Raw genomic sequence first — 16,875 nt, 5'->3', positions numbered from 1 at the left:
CGGGAGCCTCCTCGGCGCTCTTTGCGCCTGCGGGGTCTCCCCTCGACGCGCTTTTCCCGCAGGAGTCTCGCACCTTTCGTTCCAATCAACTTTGTTTTAAAATTTTAATAGAACCCCTTTTGTCTACAAACTGTAATCACCAATCTGGTGGTCTTTTTTTTATGTATTTACAGTAATATTAGGTATATTTTCCTTTATATTGAAACCTATTCTCACTTTAAACGTAAGAATAAGAACATAGTTGTATTCATCTTTCAACATAAGCGGATAATTCGACCTACGCGGGAATAATTCGACCTACGCAGGAATGATTCGACCTACGCAGGAATGATTCGACCTACAAGAGAAGTATTCAACATAGAACCATAAATGACGATCATACAATTTTCACAAAAATTTTCATGATACATCTCCAATATTAAAGTAGGAAATATTTATCATTTCATCATAAATGGTATATGATGAGTTTAATGTAATATTTTACAAGTTAATTAGAGCAAATTTACCAAGGAGGAGTAAAAAGTGGAGGAAGCAATAATTGATTTTCTCATTGTAGTCATGTTAATTATTGGTTTCACATACGGTCTGATTAGGCAATTTAGACAATGTGTCAGTATCAGGAATGGAAATAAATCAGATTATGCACATTACAAGAGGGTACTGATTGGAAACTATCTGATTTGCCTATCCTATTTGGGTTTTCTTTTTTCCTACATTTTGAATTCATTACTGGCATCTCGTATTATACCGGCTTCATTTATTACAAGTGATAATACTAGTTTTTGCTGTTTCAGTTTTCTTGCCATTCTATTAATTGCGAAATTTGGAATTATTCCTAAGGAAAATGAACAAGTTGGATTACAAGAATACATAGTTGAGAAAGAGGAAATATGAAGAAAATTTCGCTTACCTTATTAATCGTATGTATATCGATCACCTTTCTATTGAATTTTGCCATGCCTGAATTTGCTGGCAAAATGAAAGACAATATAAGTTCCATGAATATCCTGTATTCATACAGTGTCACAAAATCATTCTCGGAACAAACCCAAGAAACGATCGAAATGGCATCCGTGCCTTCAGGGAAAACGGAGAACAGGAGCGCCGATTTCCGAAGTGATGTTAAGCTTGAGGGAACTCCGCTGAATATTAGAAGTGTAGTGAAAGAGAGCTTGAACAAGCCACAGGCGTATAAAACCAAAGAGAAATTAACCGGTCCCGAAAAAGGGTTTTCATACCGGAAATATTATCTTACCAAAAATTATGATAAAGGAAGTTATACAGTCATCCGAACGAATAAAATAACGGGAAAAGAAAAAGTGTATGTCGGAACCTATCATGAGCCGAGCGCGCAAGATCATATCGTCGAATGGTCGCGTGATGAAAAATGATGGCTGACAATATCTTTCACATGAAAAGTTGAGTGATTATATGGGGAAAAAAGTGAAAATCGAAGATTATAATCCTGATTGGGTTAGCGAATTCGAACAGGAAAAAGTAAGGATAATGGAGGTTTTAAAGAACTCTTGCCTTTGTATTGAGCATATTGGAAGTACATCTGTCATAGGGTTGGGGGCAAAACCGATTTTGGACATCATGGCTGGCGTTCATCATTTAGATGAAGCTGACATGTTCATTGAACCCTTGAAATCGATTGGGTATGAATTTGTCCCGCATCAGGAATTTCCCGAAAGGCGTTTTTTTAGAAAAGGCCAATGGAGAGCGGGGACACATCATTTGCATATCTATAGATTCGGAAGTGAACAGTGGAAGAATCAACTTTCGTTTAGGGACTTTCTAAGAAGCCATCCTGACGTAAGGAAACAATATCAGCAATTAAAATTATCCTTAGCTCAAAAGCATCCTGCGGATATAGTCGGGTACACGGAAGCGAAAGCACCATTTATCCAAAATGTCATAGAATCAGCTAAAAATGAGGTGAATGGCGGGTGATTTCCAAGGTGAAAGATTAAGCCATGTTTCTATAAATTACCTAAAAGATGGTAACGGCAGTGAATGTAAACTGCCGTTTTTGTATGAGCAATTAGCATGAACTTCGAACAATGAGTTCGGGGGCAAACCGATATGTAATGTACGGGGTCTGATCTGAATTGGTTATCCGGTTCAATAATAACTCTGCTGTTTTAATGCCCATTTGTTGTATTGGTTGTCCGATTGTTGTGATGGATGGTTCATAAAACTCCGTATAAGCGACATCATCTATGCTGACAATGGCCACTTCCCCAGGGATCGAGATTTTTTGCTTTTTCAAATAGCTAAGGATTTCACGTAACACTAAATCATTTCCTGCCACTATGGCTGTTGGAGGTTTTTCTGCATCGAATATCTGGGCCAATTTTTCCTGAATTCGATTTCTGGGTAAAGAATGAATATCATCCTCCCTGACTTCCAATTTATGAGAAGCCATCGCTTTTTTAAATCCTTCGATTCTCTCTAATCTTGGTGTGATCGGGATATCAATCGGTAAGGTTAAAAAAGCAATATTTTCGTGTCCTTTTTCAGCAAGCATGGAAACAGCTAAGAAGATTGCAGCATGATTGTCCAAAAGAACGGAATCGGATGTAACACCATCAACTAATCGATCAACGAATACCATTGGAATTGAATGATCGATCAAGTAATTATAGACTTTAAAGTCATTTCCTACCGGAAAAATGATGATTCCATCTACTTGTGTAGAAACCAGCAAATCAAGGTATTCCTTTTCTTTCTCTGGATCATCGGCAGAGTCACATATGAAAACTTTCATGCCATGCTGCTGAAGCTGTTGTTCAACGGTACGAATGATTTCAGTGGATAAAGTATGTAAAATATTAGCTACGAGTATGCCTATCACTTTTGTTTTTTTTACTTTTAAATTCCTGGCATTATCGTTGGGACGAAAGTCAAGTTCTTGGATGACTTGCTCGATTCTTTCTTTTGTTTCAGCACTCATATAACGAAAACGTTGGTTAATATATTGAGAAACCGTACTTTTGGAAACACCGGCCTTCTCAGCAACATCTGATATTGTAGTTTTCTTTTTTTTCATGATGTTCTCCTAAAGGATATTATTTCTTGAAATTGAATGGGATACCTTCATCATAACAAAGGAGCATTACGATTCCAACGCCAGTTAGCTGATTTTGTTAAACATTGGATGTAAGAAACACCCTAAGCACTTTGGCTAAGGGTGTTAACCTTAAACATATTCATTTGCAAATCTTAATCAGTGGATTAACGAACGAGCCAGCCTCCATCAACAGCGAGGATATGGCCATTCATATAGTCAGAGGCCTTGCTTGCAAGAAAAACGACGGTTCCCATGACATCAAAGGGTGTTCCCCATTTTTCGGCGGGGATCCTTGAGAGAATGTCTTTGTTTCTTGACTCGTCTGCACGAAGCGCCGCAGTATTGGCCGTTTCAATATATCCTGGGGCAATCGCGTTTATTTGAATGTTTTTAGACGCCAATTCATTAGCGAAGGCTTTAGTCAGCCCGGCAACGCCATGTTTACTCGCTGTATATGCCGGAACGAACTTGCCTCCTTGGAATGTGAGCATTGAAGCGATATTTATGATTTTTCCGCTGCCTTGTTCAACCATTTCTTTAGCAACGAGCTGACTAAGAAAGTACAGGGAATTAAGGTTAATGTCCATTACTGCATTCCAATCTTCGTCCTTATATTCCAATAAAGGAGCTCGGCGAATCGTTCCTGCATTATTAACAAGGATATCGATTTTCCCGTAAGCATCAAGACAGCCTTTTACAACACCTTTAAGGCTTTCCTTATTCGTAAGTTCTGCTTGATAAAAGACTGCTTTTTGGCCGGTCGTTTCGATTAAATCCTTTGTTTCTTGCCAGTTATCACCATGGGCAACGATAAAAACATCTGCACCTGCTTTTGCTAATGCAACCGCATATCCTTGTCCTAATCCAGTATTTCCTCCTGTTACGATGGCAACTTTACCTTTTAAACTGAAAAAGTCCATTGAAAAATCCAGTAAACTCATCTAATTTCCTCCATCCCCATATGGATTAATAACCACTCTTTGCTTGTTACTTCATTTCTGAAATAGAAAAGGTATCCATATCTTCATATGTATAATTCTCTCCAGCCATTGCCCAAATAAATGTGTAGTTGCTTGTAGCAGAACCACTATGTATGGACCACGGAGGTGAAATGACAGCTTGTTCATTTTTCATTACTATATGTCTTGTTTCATCAGGTTCACCCATCATGTGGAACAAAATGGCATCTTTAGCTAAGTCAAAATACATATAAACTTCCACTCTGCGGTCATGAACGTGAGGAGGCATGGAGTTCCAGACATTTCCTGGAGCCAATTCAGTCATTCCCATACACAGTTGGCAGCTTTGAATTCCTTTTTCATGAATCATTCTGCGAATCGTCCGCTTATTTGCCGTCTCCTGCGACCCCATTTCATCTCCTTGCACTTCCTTGAAAGCTACGTGTTGAACGGGGTAATTTTTATGTGCTGGAGCAGAGGCTAAATAAAATTTGGCGGGCTCGGTGTTTGAATCACTAGTGAAAATCAGCTCTTTACAGCCTAATCCTATATACAGACAATCGCGATTTTGAAGGGTAAATATCTCCCCATCAACTGAAATCTTCCCTGATCCTCCTATATTAAATACACCTAACTCTCTTCGTTGAAGAAAATAATCAGCTTTTATGAAATCATGGCCCTCTAGCTTAACCCCTTTAGAAACTGGTTTGATTCCCCCTATGATGATCCTGTCATCAAGGGAATAGCATAAAGAAACGTCATCATCGAGAAATAAATTTTCCACTAAAAAGTTTTTGCGGATTTCACTTGTATCAAAGTGTTTGGCTTGTGACGGATGAATGGAATAACGTTTTTCTATTTGCAAATAAATAACCTCCTAATTTAGTAAAACGGTTTATCGAAATTTTTTAAAATGTTAGCGCTATCAATATTAAAAATATATATAATATTTTCCAAATAGTCAATGATAATAGAAAAATTTAGTAGATATATCAGTGTAAAAGAGGAAATATATGATAAATACTATGTTTTAAGCAAAATAAAAATATAAAGATTAGTATTGTTAAAAACTGGTTTATATGGTAATCTGATTTCATTCAAAAGAAAGCGCTTTCTTGCAATTTAGGTTTACTAAACCGTAATACACCTTTTTTCAGGAGGAATTGGGAATGAAAGATTTAGATGTGATCACCTTTGGGGAACCGATGACCATGTTCTATGCAAATGAAGTTGAGCCTTTACATGAGGTTAAATCCTTTTCCCGAGCGATTGCGGGAGCAGAATCAAACGTAGCATGCGGATTGGCGCGTCTTGATTTAGATGTTGCTTATATGACGAAACTTGGCAACGACAGTTTCGGTAAGTTCATCATCGGAGAATTGAATAAAGAAAAGGTCGACACGACAGGTATCCGTTTTACAAGTGATCATCCGACAGGAATGCTAATAAAGTCTAAAGTGCATGAGGGAGATCCAGAAGTGGAATATTTCCGAAAAAATTCCGCTGCTTCCACTCTGAATATTGACGACCTCTCAGAAGAATATTTTCGGCAAGCTAAACATCTGCACGCAACAGGTATCCCATCTGCATTATCTGAAAGCTGCCACGAATTTACAGTTGCCGCCATGGAATTTATGAAGAGCCAAGGAAAAACGGTTTCATTTGACCCGAACTTACGGCCTAGCCTATGGCCGGATAAACAAAAAATGGTGGATTGCATTAATCAGCTTGCTTACATTTGTGATTTCTTTCTTCCAGGCATGACTGAAGCGGAAGTTTTAACAGGACTCCAAACACCTGAGGAGGTGGCCGAATTTTATTTGAACAAAGGAGTTAAAATGATCGTCATCAAGCTTGGAGAAGAGGGAGCCTATTATAAAAATGCGAATGAAGAAGGGTATATTAAAGGATTCGTACCCGAAAAAGTCGTTGACACAGTAGGGGCCGGCGATGGTTTTGCCGTCGGGGTGATCAGCGGATTGCTTGAAGGTAAATCCACGATGGAAATCGTTACTAGGGGTAATGCGATTGGTGCTCTTCAAGTCATGTCCCCTGGTGATATGGATGGTATGCCTAGCCGGAAAAAATTACAGGACTTTATTGAAAGCCAGAGCAAACTATTAAACGTTGAATGATTGATAACAGCAACCAGTTAACTCCACAACTAGACTTCCAATTACAAATAATCATAAATTTGATAATGAAGTGGAGAGATTGTGATGAGAATAAAAGCCGGAATAGAAAAAATCCCTGGTGGCATGATGGTTGTCCCTTTGTTCATAGGTGCTTTGATACATACTATTTTTCCTGACACAGCAACCTTCTTTGGCGGATTCACAGGTGCGATGCTAACAGGTACTGCATCGATATTAGCCGTTTTTTTCTTTTGTGTCGGAGCTACGATAGATGTTAAGCAATCCGGGTATATCGCAAGAAAAGGATTTACGCTGCTTATCGGTAAAGTCGTATTTGCGGCATTATTAGGATATGGGGCAGCTTTGCTGCTTCCAGAGAATGGGATCCAAACTGGTCTCTTTTCCGGTCTTTCGGTTTTAGTGCTAATAGCAGCATTTAATGAAACGAATGGCGGTCTTTATACCGCACTCATGACAAAATTGGGCAGAACGGAAGATGCTGCTGCATTCCCGTTCATCAGTATTGAAAGCGGACCGTTCTTCACGATGATCATCCTCGGTGTTGGAGGTCTTGCAACGTTTCCATGGCAAACGATCGTCTCCACTTTGATTCCATTTGCAGTCGGTATGATTGTAGGGAATATCGATAAAGAATGCCGGGAATTCTTTGGACAGGCCGTACCGGTCCTTATCCCGTTCTTCGCACTAGCTCTAGGGTTCGGGTTGGATTTTGGCATGATCATAAAATCCGGATTCATGGGTATTTTAATGGGTGTTGCCGTCGTCTTCCTTTCCGGAGGTGTCTTATATCTACTGGACCGCTACGTTACAGGCTCAGATGGTGTTGCCGGGGTCGCCGCTTCTTCAACAGCGGGTGCCGCAGTTGCAGTACCTTTCATTATTGCCGAGTTAAACCCGCAATTTGCTCCTGTCGCAGAATCGGCAACGGCGATCATCGCGACAAGTGTATTGGTAACGGCGATTCTAACACCCATGCTGACGATGTGGGTAGCAAAGAAACAAGAGGAAAGAGGCATTCCGCAGCGAAGAGTCAAGAAACCAACTATTTTGAAAGAATCAAATGTTACTTCCATACAAAAAGCGGAGTAAAACAAAATAAAATGTAAACGTTATCTAAAAAGCAACTGGGGTTATTGTCCCGGCTGCTTTTTTTGTGATACATTCACTTCGATGTTAAAATAAGGAAATGAGAAAAGAATGTAAATGCCAATTCCTATCAAGGGGGCTTTCATGAGAAAGGTCGAGGTCGTACCATATAAGAAAGAATGGTCCAAGCTATTTCATGATGAATGCCAAAAATTACAGGATATTTACGGGCCAGAAATGTTAAAGTTATACCATATTGGCAGTACGGCCATACCGGCCATCCATTCCAAGCCAGTAATAGATATTTTGGCAGTGGTAAAAGATGTGGAATGTGTAGATGATTTTAATAAAGAGATGGAAGAGATAGGGTATGATGCCAGGGGTGAGAACGGAATCGCCGGACGACGTTTTTTTCGTAAAGGCGGGGATGAGAGGACGCACCATATTCACATGTTCCAAAAAGGACATGAAGAAATAGCCAGACACCTCGCTTTTCGGGATTATTTGCTGGCACATCGTGATGAGGCACAAAAATATAGCAGGCTGAAGCAGCGCTTGGCAGCGGAATTTCCAGATGATATCAAAGGATATGTAAACGGAAAAAACGCTTTTATAAAAAAGGTTGACGAAAAAGCGAAACTTTGGGCGAAGCGTGGGGGATCATCATGTTAATGAAGTGGATTAAATGCCAAGTGAATGAGGAAAACAAGCGTTCATTTTCAAAAGCACAAGAGGGATGGAGAGAATTGCGTCATTCGGCTGGTTTCATTGGTCAAATCGGAGGGTGGAATAGAACTGAACCCTTTGAAGCAGGCATTCTCTCCGTTTGGAAAGATTTCCATTCCTATCAAAGTTTCATGCAGCATCAGCATGATGAAATATTCGGGAAGAGTGACCAAGGAAGTACATATACAAATATTTCAGTCGATATATACGAGAAAATATTCAATATAGGAACAAAAGACATTACGGATTTTTTTGGTGAAGGAAAATTACTTCGAGTGGCTGACTGTTCTGTTGAAAATAATAAACAAGCCCATTTTGAGCAGGTGCAAAAAGGCGTATGGAACAAAGGGATGACACCTGGCATGCTGTCAGGTGCATTCGGTAAAAAGCAATACGGGAGATACCTGGTCGTCTCATTATGGGACAATGAATATTCACATCAGGATAAAGAATTGCCCGCGTTGATAAAGGAATCGGGAGTGAAAGATTCAATCCAACACATTACAGCAAGTTTAATTGAATTGCATCCAAAGTGGGCGGTCATTTAGAATCAAACATTATCAATCTATCAATTTGGCTAATTAACGGCGTCTTAGATTGCATTCTTAATGGAATGTAAGAAGGACATATCAACACTCTAAATATATTCTATAGAAGGTGATAACAAATGAAACTGGATTATGATACACAGTACATCAGGGGCATCTACCTGAATAGAGACCGAATATCTTCGTATGACCATTTCCCTCTTGATCTGCCGGTTATTAAGCACCTTCAAGAGGTGGCTTTTCATCCCAGTGTTACCTACGTTATCGGGGAAAATGGAATGGGAAAGTCCACCTTGCTTGAAGGTATTGCGATTGCGTATGGCTTCAATCCAGAAGGCGGGACGTTGAATTTCAATTTTTCCAATTATGATTCACATTCCAATTTGGACGAATACCTCCGTTTGCAAAAAGGCGTGTACAAACCGAAGGATAATTTTTTCTTTAGGGCGGAAACCTTTTATAATTTAGCTACGAATATAGAGGAATTGGACAGGGAGGCATCGTTTGGGTCGAAAATCATCGATTCCTTCGGTGGAAAATCACTACACCAGCAATCTCATGGGGAATCGTTTTTTTCTGCCTTTATAGAACGATTTCAAGGCAATGGATTGTATATCCTCGATGAGCCTGAAGCTGCTTTGTCGCCATTGAGACAAATCTCGATGCTGGCCAGGATAAATGATCTTGCCAAACAAGGTTCCCAATTCATCATTTCCACCCATTCCCCGATCATCATGGCCTACCCGGATGCTAAAATCCTCCAAATTTCAGATGAGGGAATGAGTGAGGTGACTTTAGAGGAGTCCAATCACTATTTGTTAATGAAACAATTTTTTGATGATAAAGATCGTCTGCTTCATCATCTATTCGAATGAGATTTTAGCATCTCCATTAAAAGCATAAAATAAAAGCCCCGACTGCACCGAGCATTCGGGGCTTTCATTTTGTTGAGATTCATGATTGACAGCTTAGGTGTATTACGGGTATAGTACATCTATAAGGTGTATGAACCACTTAGTACATACACATAAAAATCTATGAATATCAGACTTTTTTAAGTAAACAGGGGGTGGTTTTAATGAACGTAAATACCAGGGAACCGGTATATCTGCAAGTCGTTAGGCATTTTAAAGAACAAATTGCCATTGGTAAATTCGTGGCCGGACAGGAAATTCCCTCCCGAAGAGAACTGGCGGCTACACTGAACATAAATCCGAATACTGCTCAAAAAGCATATAAAGAAATGGAGGAACAGGGCTTGATTCACACTGAACGAAATTTCCCCAGTCAAATCACGACGAATGAAACGATTTTACAGGCTGTGAGGCAGGAATTGATTTTGGCAGCCGTCGATACGTTTGTCGATGCGATTCGTCCGATTAATGTACCAGTTGATGAACTGCTTCGTGTGGTTAAAGAAAAATACTCGGAAGAAATAAGGGAGGAGGAAGAAAAATGATAGAAGTAAAAAAGATTTCCAAGAATTATGGCCGGAAAAAGATCTTGGATAGTGTTTCATTTACAGCCAATAAAGGGGAAGTCACCTGCCTGATCGGGATAAATGGTGTCGGTAAAACGACAACACTCAAAGCGATCATGGGATTGACGCCATATAAAGGTGAAATCCTGATCGATGATCAAAAAATGACAAAGGACAGTTATGAAAAAATCACCTTCATTCCAGACGCACCAACGATGCTTCCGCAAATGACGGTTAAACAGGCCATGGTGTTCATGGAGGATTTCTATACATCATGGAACACGGAAAGAGCTAACCAACTGATGGGGTTTTTCAAGCTTAAAGAGGAGAGTCGCATTTCTGAATTGTCAAAAGGGAATACAGCTAAGCTCAACCTGATGCTTGGTTTGTCCCTTGACGTGGATTATGTACTGATGGACGAACCATTTTCGGGAATCGATATGTTTAGCCGCGAGCAAATTGCCGATGTCTTTGCGAGCCACCTTATTGAAGATAGGGGAGTCATCATCACGACCCATGAAATCGGTGATATTGAACATTTAATCGATAAGGTCATTTTATTGGATAACGGTAAAGTGCTTAAAGAGTTCAATACAGAAGAAATGCGTGAAGAGGAAGGGAAATCGGTAGTTGATGTAATGAGAGAGGTGTATCAATCATGACGCGTTATTTAAAACTAGTGAACTTTGAAATCAATCGTTTCAGTAAAATCTATCTTACCTTATTGTTGATCACCTTGGTTTCACAATTTGCGGGAGTGATCATCGTAACGAAGAGCCTACTTAATGATGCCAGGAAGATCATGTTGGAAGAAAAACTATCGGATGCCGCTTATATTACCAATTATGGAGGTATTGATTTTACCCATATCGCCAATACTCTCTGGTTTCAAGGACCGATCGCGCTCAGTGCCGTTGCTCTTATTTTTTACATTTTCCTTATATGGTATCGTGATTGGTTTGGAAAAAATACGTTCATTTATCGCCTATTGATGTTACCGACATCCAGATTGTCGATCTACCTTTCCAAAGCCATGGCAATCTTCTTGATGGTATTAGGATTGATTGCTTGGCAGATTATCATTTTACCAATGGAAAATGCGCTATTTAATTCATACGTATCTGAATCGCATTTGAACATGGAAATGTCTTCTACTGCCATCATCAAATTTAATGGTGTATTGAATTTGGTTATTCCAACCACATTCACACAATTCTTGCTTTCCTATGGGGCCGGTCTAATGGTCTTGTCTATATTATTCACAGCGATCATGTTTGAAAGAAGTTTCCGCATAAAAGGAATCATTTTGGGCTTGGTGTATTGCGGAATAGCTGCAGCGTTGTTTTTAACTCCTGTTTTCGTAATGGCAAGTGATGTTTTCCACTTTTACCCCGGCGAACTCGTTGGCACACTGATCGCTTTAGGAATCATTGTGACAGGATTATCGATTTGGCTTGGTTCTTGGTTATTAAAAAACCGCGTTACCGTATAACAACAACTTTTAAAGGAGAGTGAATAAGGTGAAACGTTATATATGCAGCATCATAATTGGATTGGTAGTCATTATAAGCATCGGGGCCTATTATGCCAAAGTAGCTTCCTCCGCTTCAGGCCTTCCAATTTATACGTTCAAGACGCTAGAAGGTAGTAGTAAAGAGCTTGATCCGGTAATCATAAATGGTTCACATGAATCCGATCCCTATTATGAATCATTAACGATTGAATCCAATCGAACAACATATGACAGCGAAAAGTCTTACTTTGAAAGCTTAACGGGGAGACAAGATGCTCAATTGGAAAGATTAATGAAAGAATATCGTTCATTTATGCGTGGGAAGGATTACATCGATTCTTTTTATGAAGACAATGATTTCCTGGCTTACGCCTCGGTGAATGAAGATTTCACAAAGAGTGGAAACATGGAAGCGGAGTTTGATATCGCTTTATTGGAGAAGAAAGGCAACGATGAAACTTCTTTCAGTTTGGAACTTCCCGATCAAGTGAGAAAAATGAATACGAATGTCGTGGATGTGCAATTGGTCCATTCAAAACTACAGGTATTAACGACTAATGATGTGAATTCCAACGATGACAAGCAAACGAAAGAGGTTCATCTGTATACGATCGATTTAGCTAATAAGAAAGTAATAAGCGATAAAACTCTTTTATCCGAAACTTATAATGGCAATTACCAAGTCGAAGTTGGGACGCCAGTTGATGTTGCGCCCACCCAGTCAAACAACATGATTTTATTATCTGTAATCAAAGGGGTATATCATGAGGATGGTCCTTATGAGGAAAAGCCAAATGAAAGCAAACTACTATCTTATAATTATGAAACGGAAAAAATGGAACATGTTAAATGGCCAAAAAATGAATCGCTTAGCCTAGACAAGATAAGAAAAGGATTTGTGGATGGGAAAAATCTATACGTAGTTGATAATCAATCCAACAATTATCACATTAAGAAAATTGATCTAAGCAGTCAAAAGGTAACGAAGAGTCTAGAGCTAGATCTAGCTGTTCATAAGAATGAAGATTACTTCGCCACCGTTAAGAATGAAAGGGTGTATTTCCTTTCAGGTAATGACAGATATCCAGAAGAAATGGATTATAAAACTAAACCGCCTCGATTGCTGATTGCCGATTTAAAGACCGGAAAGACTTTATATAAAGGGGAAACAGTCATCCAATCAGCGGAACAAAAGAAGACCAAAAATCTTGGTTTTTATGTAGATAATATAGAAGTCAAATAAGGACCACTATCACTAGAAGCTGTCTCAAAAGAATAAACTTTTGAGCGGCTTCTTTTTAGTGATGGTTGAAATATCGTTCATGGAGGCCAAAATATCGATCAAAGAGGTCGAATTATCTCACTAAAGGACGAATTATCGATCAAAGAGGTCGAAATATCTCACTAAAGGACGAATTATCGATCAAAAATTTCGAAATATCACCTAAAACGGACGAAATCCCATTTGCAATATCACGGACTGCTTATCTTAGACAGATTCCAAGAATCGAACTCGTGGAACAATGGCCATGAAAAAGGGATATCCTCCAATGGGATATCCCTTTTTTTATTTAAATGGAAGCTAAGTTCGTTCTAGCTGAACGTTCCTTCTTGCCGTGCAAGAAGTAGTAAAGGACGGAGGTTGCGATGACCACAACGCCCAGGATGACATAAAGTGTGCTGTAACCTGTTACTGGAATGATGAATCCCAGAATATAAGGGCCGAATCCAAGTCCTGCATCAAGCATGATAAAGAAGGTGGACGTTGCCATCCCCATTCGGTGAGGCGGTGTCAGTTTAACGGCAATCGCCTGCGAGCTTGATTGCATATTACCGAATCCAAGGCCAATGAGGAAACCAGCTGCCAGTAAAGTGAAACTATTGGTTGTTATACTTAGTAACAGCAAACCGATTCCGAAAATCATGAAAGCCGGATACATAATGAAGTTCGATCCTTTGCGGTCCATTAACGGTCCTGAGAAAGGACGTGATAACAATACGGCTACTGCGTAAACGACAAAGAAGAAGCTTGCTGTATTGACCAGATCGATTTCGATGGCATAGAAACTGATGAAAGAAAGGACGCTGGAATAACAGAATGCCAATAACAGAGTGATGATCGAGATGGGCAGCGCCTTAGGTTCAATGAAATTGGAAAGCTTGAATCCTTTGCTTTCCGTAACTTTAGCCGTCACTTTCAATGCCGGGACATAAAGGAAGAATGCAGTAATCAGGGAGATCACCCCTAAAGCCAGGCAGAAACTGAAAATGACTTGGAAGCTTGTATGCTGAGCCATATACAGACCGATGAAAGGACCGATTGCTGTCGCAAGTGTCGCGCTCATGCTGTAATAGCCGATGCCTTCTCCCTTTCTTGTTGCCGGAATGATCTGGGCGACGATCGTACCTGTCGCAGTACTTGCCATCCCCATCGCCATACCATGGATCAGGCGGTTAACAAGCAGGAAGCCAATTCCAAGGTCCACAAAATAAAGAAGAGTTGTCAAAGTGAAAAAGATTAAACCTATGAATAATGTTTTCTTGCGACCGATTGAATCAATGAAACGGCCGATGAACAGACGTCCGATTAACGTCCCGATTATGAAAATACCTGATATGAGTCCGGCTTCGCTTGTAGAAGCATTCAATTCATTTACGGCATAGATGGCAAGTGTCACCATCAATAAATAAAAGATTAATGTTATGAAAAAATTAATGGAAGAAACGATGACAAAATCCTTCGTCCACAGTCTAGGTCTGGATTGTTCCATTTTATTATCTCCTTACTTTATAATGTTATTTCTAATTTCGCCCATGATGCGTATAGCTGCGAGTTGTTCCTCTTCAGTGATCCCTTTCAAGATATCCTGTTCGTAATGATCGATTGTCACGCGGACTTCACTGTAGACCTTTTTTCCAAGCTCCGTAAGCCGCATTCTTTTTTCGCGTTTATCTTTGCTTGGCACATGCTCGACATACCCCAGCTCTTCCAAGCGGGCAATGGTCCTCGTAATCGTCGGTTTTTCCACGCTTTGGTAAGTGGCAAGCTCTACAAGCGTCGCCGAACCATAATTGGTTAAGTAATACAAAATGGACCATTGCGCCCTGTGTAAATCATGCTTGCCCAGCTGTATATTAAGATTATTTTCAAAAGGTCGGTACAGCAGTAATAATTGCTGAAAGAATTTTTGGTAAGTCTTTATCAGAAACACCCCTTAAATTAAAATATAGTTACCGTGAGTAATTGTTACCCTGAGTAACTATAATAACAAAATAAATCCATTCTGTCTACTCGGATTTGTATTTTGTAAAAGCACCAAACTCATAAGTAACGCCCATTTACAAGTAAAACGCCGAAACTCACGAGTAAAATAGCAGAATTCACGAGTAAAAGGCGGAAACTCACGAGTAAATGGCCCAAACTCACAAGTAAAAGGCGGAAACTCACGAGAAAAAGCCAATTCACGAGTAAAACGTCGAAACTCACGAGTAAAACAGCAGAATTCACGAGTAAAACGCCCAATCTCACAAATAAAACGCACCAAAAAGCGATCATAAAGGTAGATGACAGGTGTCAAAGGGATTTATTCATCATATTGAGCTGAATGTTTCAAATTTATATAGGACCGTTGATTTTTGGGGCTGGTTTTTGGAGGAAATGAATTATGAGCCATTCCAGGAGTGGGAAAGCGGGAAGAGTTGGAGATTGGATGATATGTACATTGTTTTTGTACAAGCGGAAACAAGGTATCTTGACATTCCCTATCATCAGGGACAAGTGGGTCTTAACCATTTAGCCTTTCACGCCACCTCCCGTCATCAGGTTGATGAGATCACCAGAAAATTAAGGGACAGAGGAGTTACCATCCTCTATGCCGACAAGCACCCATTCGCCGGTGGGAAGGAACATTATGCTGTTTACTTTGAAGACCCAGATAGGATGAAAGTTGAATTGGTGGTACCTTAAGTATTTTCGTTAGTTGGTAAGATGAAGGAAAATGGCAAAGCAACTGCACTATATGATAAATAAAAGCTAACGACATCCAATCAGGTATTAATAATTATTATATGAATAGGGATAGGAATTGCCGTTTCTATTTTTCGGATTTTCCTCGTGTTTCTCTTGTTCAATGTGTTCAACCTCAAGGGTAATGGCATGAATTAATATAAATGCACCAATAACTTGAATCCAGCTACCGACCAATAGAATCTGTTCTCCAATTACACTTTTTTCGTTTAAAACGTAAATATTACCGATCGCTGCTAAAAAAGAGCCTAAAGAAATGAAGCTATTTCCTGTAATTGCAAGGGCCCTATAGGATGAATCCTCTTCAAGAAATGCACCTACTGCTTCAAAAGCTGCGCCAAGACCTTGGACTCCACTGCCAAGGGTATCTATTTTTGTTCCCTCTTCCTCAGCACCATTTAGTTCAATACTTACTCCAACTGCATTTGTACTATTACCAGCAGCCTCAAGCCAAGCACCGAAGATGGTATATATTTGTGCTAACTCCCTCTCATGTTTAAACAGCTTAATTCTCCCGATGGCCTGCAACGAATTTCCGAATGCTTCAATCCCATTTCCTTTTACGATTAAATCTTTCCCCTGATCGCTATGGGTGAAAGTTTGCTGGGTCTGCCCGATTGTATCAATAAGTGAACCAATACCTAGTATCCATGCTCCTGAAAGAAGGAGGTCTTCTCCACGAAATGTCATATTCCCAAACGCTCCTTAAAAGAGGTTATTTTATATTATTCATAAACCAGTGTTTGTTTACATATTGCTTTAACCGGCATATTTAAACATAAACCAATTATTGGTATAATGGCAGCTGGAGGAGATGAGATTGACTTTTAATAATTTTTTGCAAATAATAATCGCTGCATTTTTCCTATTACTTTTTTCATTTTGTACCTGGTATGAAGGAAGCGAAATTCTGGATACCCCTTGGGAATGGAAGTATTCCACGCATTTCACACAAGTAAATGATGATCATGCGATGGATGCAAATGATATTTCGAATTTCGATTATTTCGTGTATGCCGCAAAATTCAAACCGTTATTTCCATTTCTTATGGTCCTTGCAGCATCGTACTTAATCATACTTACGGGATATATCCTATTCAAAAGAAGTAATAAAAAAATGGCTCTTTTCTTGTTGGGGTTGGGTGTCCTTTTTCTGCTTTCAACTGGTTTTGTATCCAATTCCCCGACTGTTGGAGGAAATATCTTTCAAGCTTTCTTTCTGATAGGCGGAATGATAGCCATAATAGGTGCAGCGCTATATTATTTCCTGATGCCAACAGGATTACATACTGAAGTTTAAAGTTAAA

General features: G+C 39.6%; 20 protein-coding genes. 14 read left to right on the top strand and 6 right to left on the bottom strand.

Features of this window, described 5'->3' with window-relative positions:
• Positions 1–522: 522 nt before the first annotated feature.
• From NYE63_RS25040 to NYE63_RS25030, 3 genes are read left to right on the top strand one after another with little or no spacing between them, the layout of a single operon-like run.
• Positions 523–894, top strand: a complete 372-nt coding sequence (locus NYE63_RS25040) for a hypothetical protein (RefSeq protein ID WP_232522697.1) — start codon at positions 523–525, stop codon at positions 892–894.
• Positions 891–1,391 carry a hypothetical protein gene (locus NYE63_RS25035; RefSeq protein ID WP_342603210.1) on the top strand — a complete coding sequence of 167 codons (501 nt, stop codon included), beginning with the start codon at positions 891–893 and terminating at the stop codon, positions 1,389–1,391. Before NYE63_RS25040 ends, NYE63_RS25035 begins: the two co-directional genes overlap by 4 nt.
• Positions 1,392–1,431: 40 nt before the next feature.
• A complete protein-coding gene (locus NYE63_RS25030) occupies positions 1,432–1,953 on the top strand; it encodes a GrpB family protein (protein WP_342603209.1) in 522 nt (173 codons plus the stop codon).
• Between the two features lie 91 nt (positions 1,954–2,044).
• Here the strand turns inward: NYE63_RS25030 and NYE63_RS25025 are convergent, their stop codons facing one another.
• From NYE63_RS25025 to kduI, 3 genes are all read right to left on the bottom strand, one after another.
• Entirely contained in the window at positions 2,045–3,052 is a 1,008-nt protein-coding gene (locus NYE63_RS25025; protein ID WP_063234945.1) for a LacI family DNA-binding transcriptional regulator, read from the bottom strand.
• Between the two features lie 185 nt (positions 3,053–3,237).
• Complete coding sequence (gene kduD / locus NYE63_RS25020) at positions 3,238–4,014, bottom strand: 2-dehydro-3-deoxy-D-gluconate 5-dehydrogenase KduD (protein WP_214746150.1); 777 nt, start codon at positions 4,012–4,014, stop codon at positions 3,238–3,240.
• 46 nt (positions 4,015–4,060) lie between these two features.
• Positions 4,061–4,891: a 5-dehydro-4-deoxy-D-glucuronate isomerase gene (kduI, locus tag NYE63_RS25015; RefSeq protein WP_342605866.1), complete on the bottom strand. Its 831-nt coding sequence runs from the start codon at positions 4,889–4,891 to the stop codon at positions 4,061–4,063.
• Between the two features lie 310 nt (positions 4,892–5,201).
• On the opposite strand from kduI, the gene NYE63_RS25010 reads away from it, so the two are divergent.
• From NYE63_RS25010 to NYE63_RS24970, 9 genes are all read left to right on the top strand, one after another.
• Positions 5,202–6,167 (top strand): sugar kinase, encoded by a 966-nt coding sequence (locus NYE63_RS25010; RefSeq protein WP_342603208.1) that lies wholly within the window; start codon positions 5,202–5,204, stop codon positions 6,165–6,167.
• Positions 6,168–6,251: 84 nt separating this feature from the next.
• Positions 6,252–7,277 carry a 2-keto-3-deoxygluconate permease gene (locus NYE63_RS25005; protein WP_342603207.1) on the top strand — a complete coding sequence of 342 codons (1,026 nt, stop codon included), beginning with the start codon at positions 6,252–6,254 and terminating at the stop codon, positions 7,275–7,277.
• 141 nt (positions 7,278–7,418) lie between these two features.
• Positions 7,419–7,946: a GrpB family protein gene (locus tag NYE63_RS25000; RefSeq protein ID WP_342603206.1), complete on the top strand. Its 528-nt coding sequence runs from the start codon at positions 7,419–7,421 to the stop codon at positions 7,944–7,946.
• Positions 7,940–8,548, top strand: a complete 609-nt coding sequence (locus NYE63_RS24995) for a YdbC family protein (RefSeq protein WP_342603205.1) — start codon at positions 7,940–7,942, stop codon at positions 8,546–8,548. The genes NYE63_RS25000 and NYE63_RS24995 overlap by 7 nt, the downstream gene beginning before the upstream one ends.
• Before the next feature lie 119 nt (positions 8,549–8,667).
• Positions 8,668–9,423, top strand: coding sequence for an AAA family ATPase (locus NYE63_RS24990; protein WP_342603204.1), 756 nt, complete (start codon positions 8,668–8,670; stop codon positions 9,421–9,423).
• Positions 9,424–9,626: 203 nt separating this feature from the next.
• A complete protein-coding gene (locus NYE63_RS24985) occupies positions 9,627–10,007 on the top strand; it encodes a GntR family transcriptional regulator (protein WP_076370154.1) in 381 nt (126 codons plus the stop codon).
• Positions 10,004–10,690, top strand: coding sequence for an ABC transporter ATP-binding protein (locus tag NYE63_RS24980; protein WP_342603203.1), 687 nt, complete (start codon positions 10,004–10,006; stop codon positions 10,688–10,690). Before NYE63_RS24985 ends, NYE63_RS24980 begins: the two co-directional genes overlap by 4 nt.
• On the top strand, positions 10,687–11,520 hold the full coding sequence (locus NYE63_RS24975) for a hypothetical protein (protein WP_342603202.1): 834 nt from the start codon (positions 10,687–10,689) through the stop codon (positions 11,518–11,520). Before NYE63_RS24980 ends, NYE63_RS24975 begins: the two co-directional genes overlap by 4 nt.
• Positions 11,521–11,548: 28 nt before the next feature.
• Complete coding sequence (locus NYE63_RS24970) at positions 11,549–12,784, top strand: hypothetical protein (protein ID WP_342603201.1); 1,236 nt, start codon at positions 11,549–11,551, stop codon at positions 12,782–12,784.
• 328 nt (positions 12,785–13,112) lie between these two features.
• Here NYE63_RS24970 and NYE63_RS24965 read toward each other — a convergent pair whose 3' ends face one another.
• Complete coding sequence (locus NYE63_RS24965) at positions 13,113–14,312, bottom strand: MFS transporter (protein ID WP_342603200.1); 1,200 nt, start codon at positions 14,310–14,312, stop codon at positions 13,113–13,115.
• Between the two features lie 12 nt (positions 14,313–14,324).
• The gene (locus NYE63_RS24960) at positions 14,325–14,753 is read right to left on the bottom strand and encodes a MarR family transcriptional regulator (RefSeq protein ID WP_342603199.1); all 429 of its coding nucleotides are present in this window, start codon (positions 14,751–14,753) and stop codon (positions 14,325–14,327) included.
• Between the two features lie 359 nt (positions 14,754–15,112).
• Between NYE63_RS24960 and NYE63_RS24955 the strand changes: the two genes are divergently transcribed.
• Complete coding sequence (locus tag NYE63_RS24955) at positions 15,113–15,508, top strand: VOC family protein (protein ID WP_342603198.1); 396 nt, start codon at positions 15,113–15,115, stop codon at positions 15,506–15,508.
• A gap of 87 nt (positions 15,509–15,595) precedes the next feature.
• Here NYE63_RS24955 and NYE63_RS24950 read toward each other — a convergent pair whose 3' ends face one another.
• Positions 15,596–16,258: a hypothetical protein gene (locus NYE63_RS24950; RefSeq protein WP_342603197.1), complete on the bottom strand. Its 663-nt coding sequence runs from the start codon at positions 16,256–16,258 to the stop codon at positions 15,596–15,598.
• 130 nt (positions 16,259–16,388) lie between these two features.
• Between NYE63_RS24950 and NYE63_RS24945 the strand changes: the two genes are divergently transcribed.
• On the top strand, positions 16,389–16,868 hold the full coding sequence (locus NYE63_RS24945) for a DUF4306 domain-containing protein (RefSeq protein ID WP_342603196.1): 480 nt from the start codon (positions 16,389–16,391) through the stop codon (positions 16,866–16,868).
• The last annotated feature ends 7 nt before the right edge of the window (positions 16,869–16,875 follow it).

Source organism: Peribacillus sp. FSL E2-0159 (genome assembly GCF_038643155.1).
GTDB classification, from domain to species: Bacteria; Bacillota; Bacilli; order Bacillales; family DSM-1321; genus Peribacillus; species Peribacillus simplex.
This window is presented reverse-complemented; position numbering and strand designations above follow the sequence as displayed.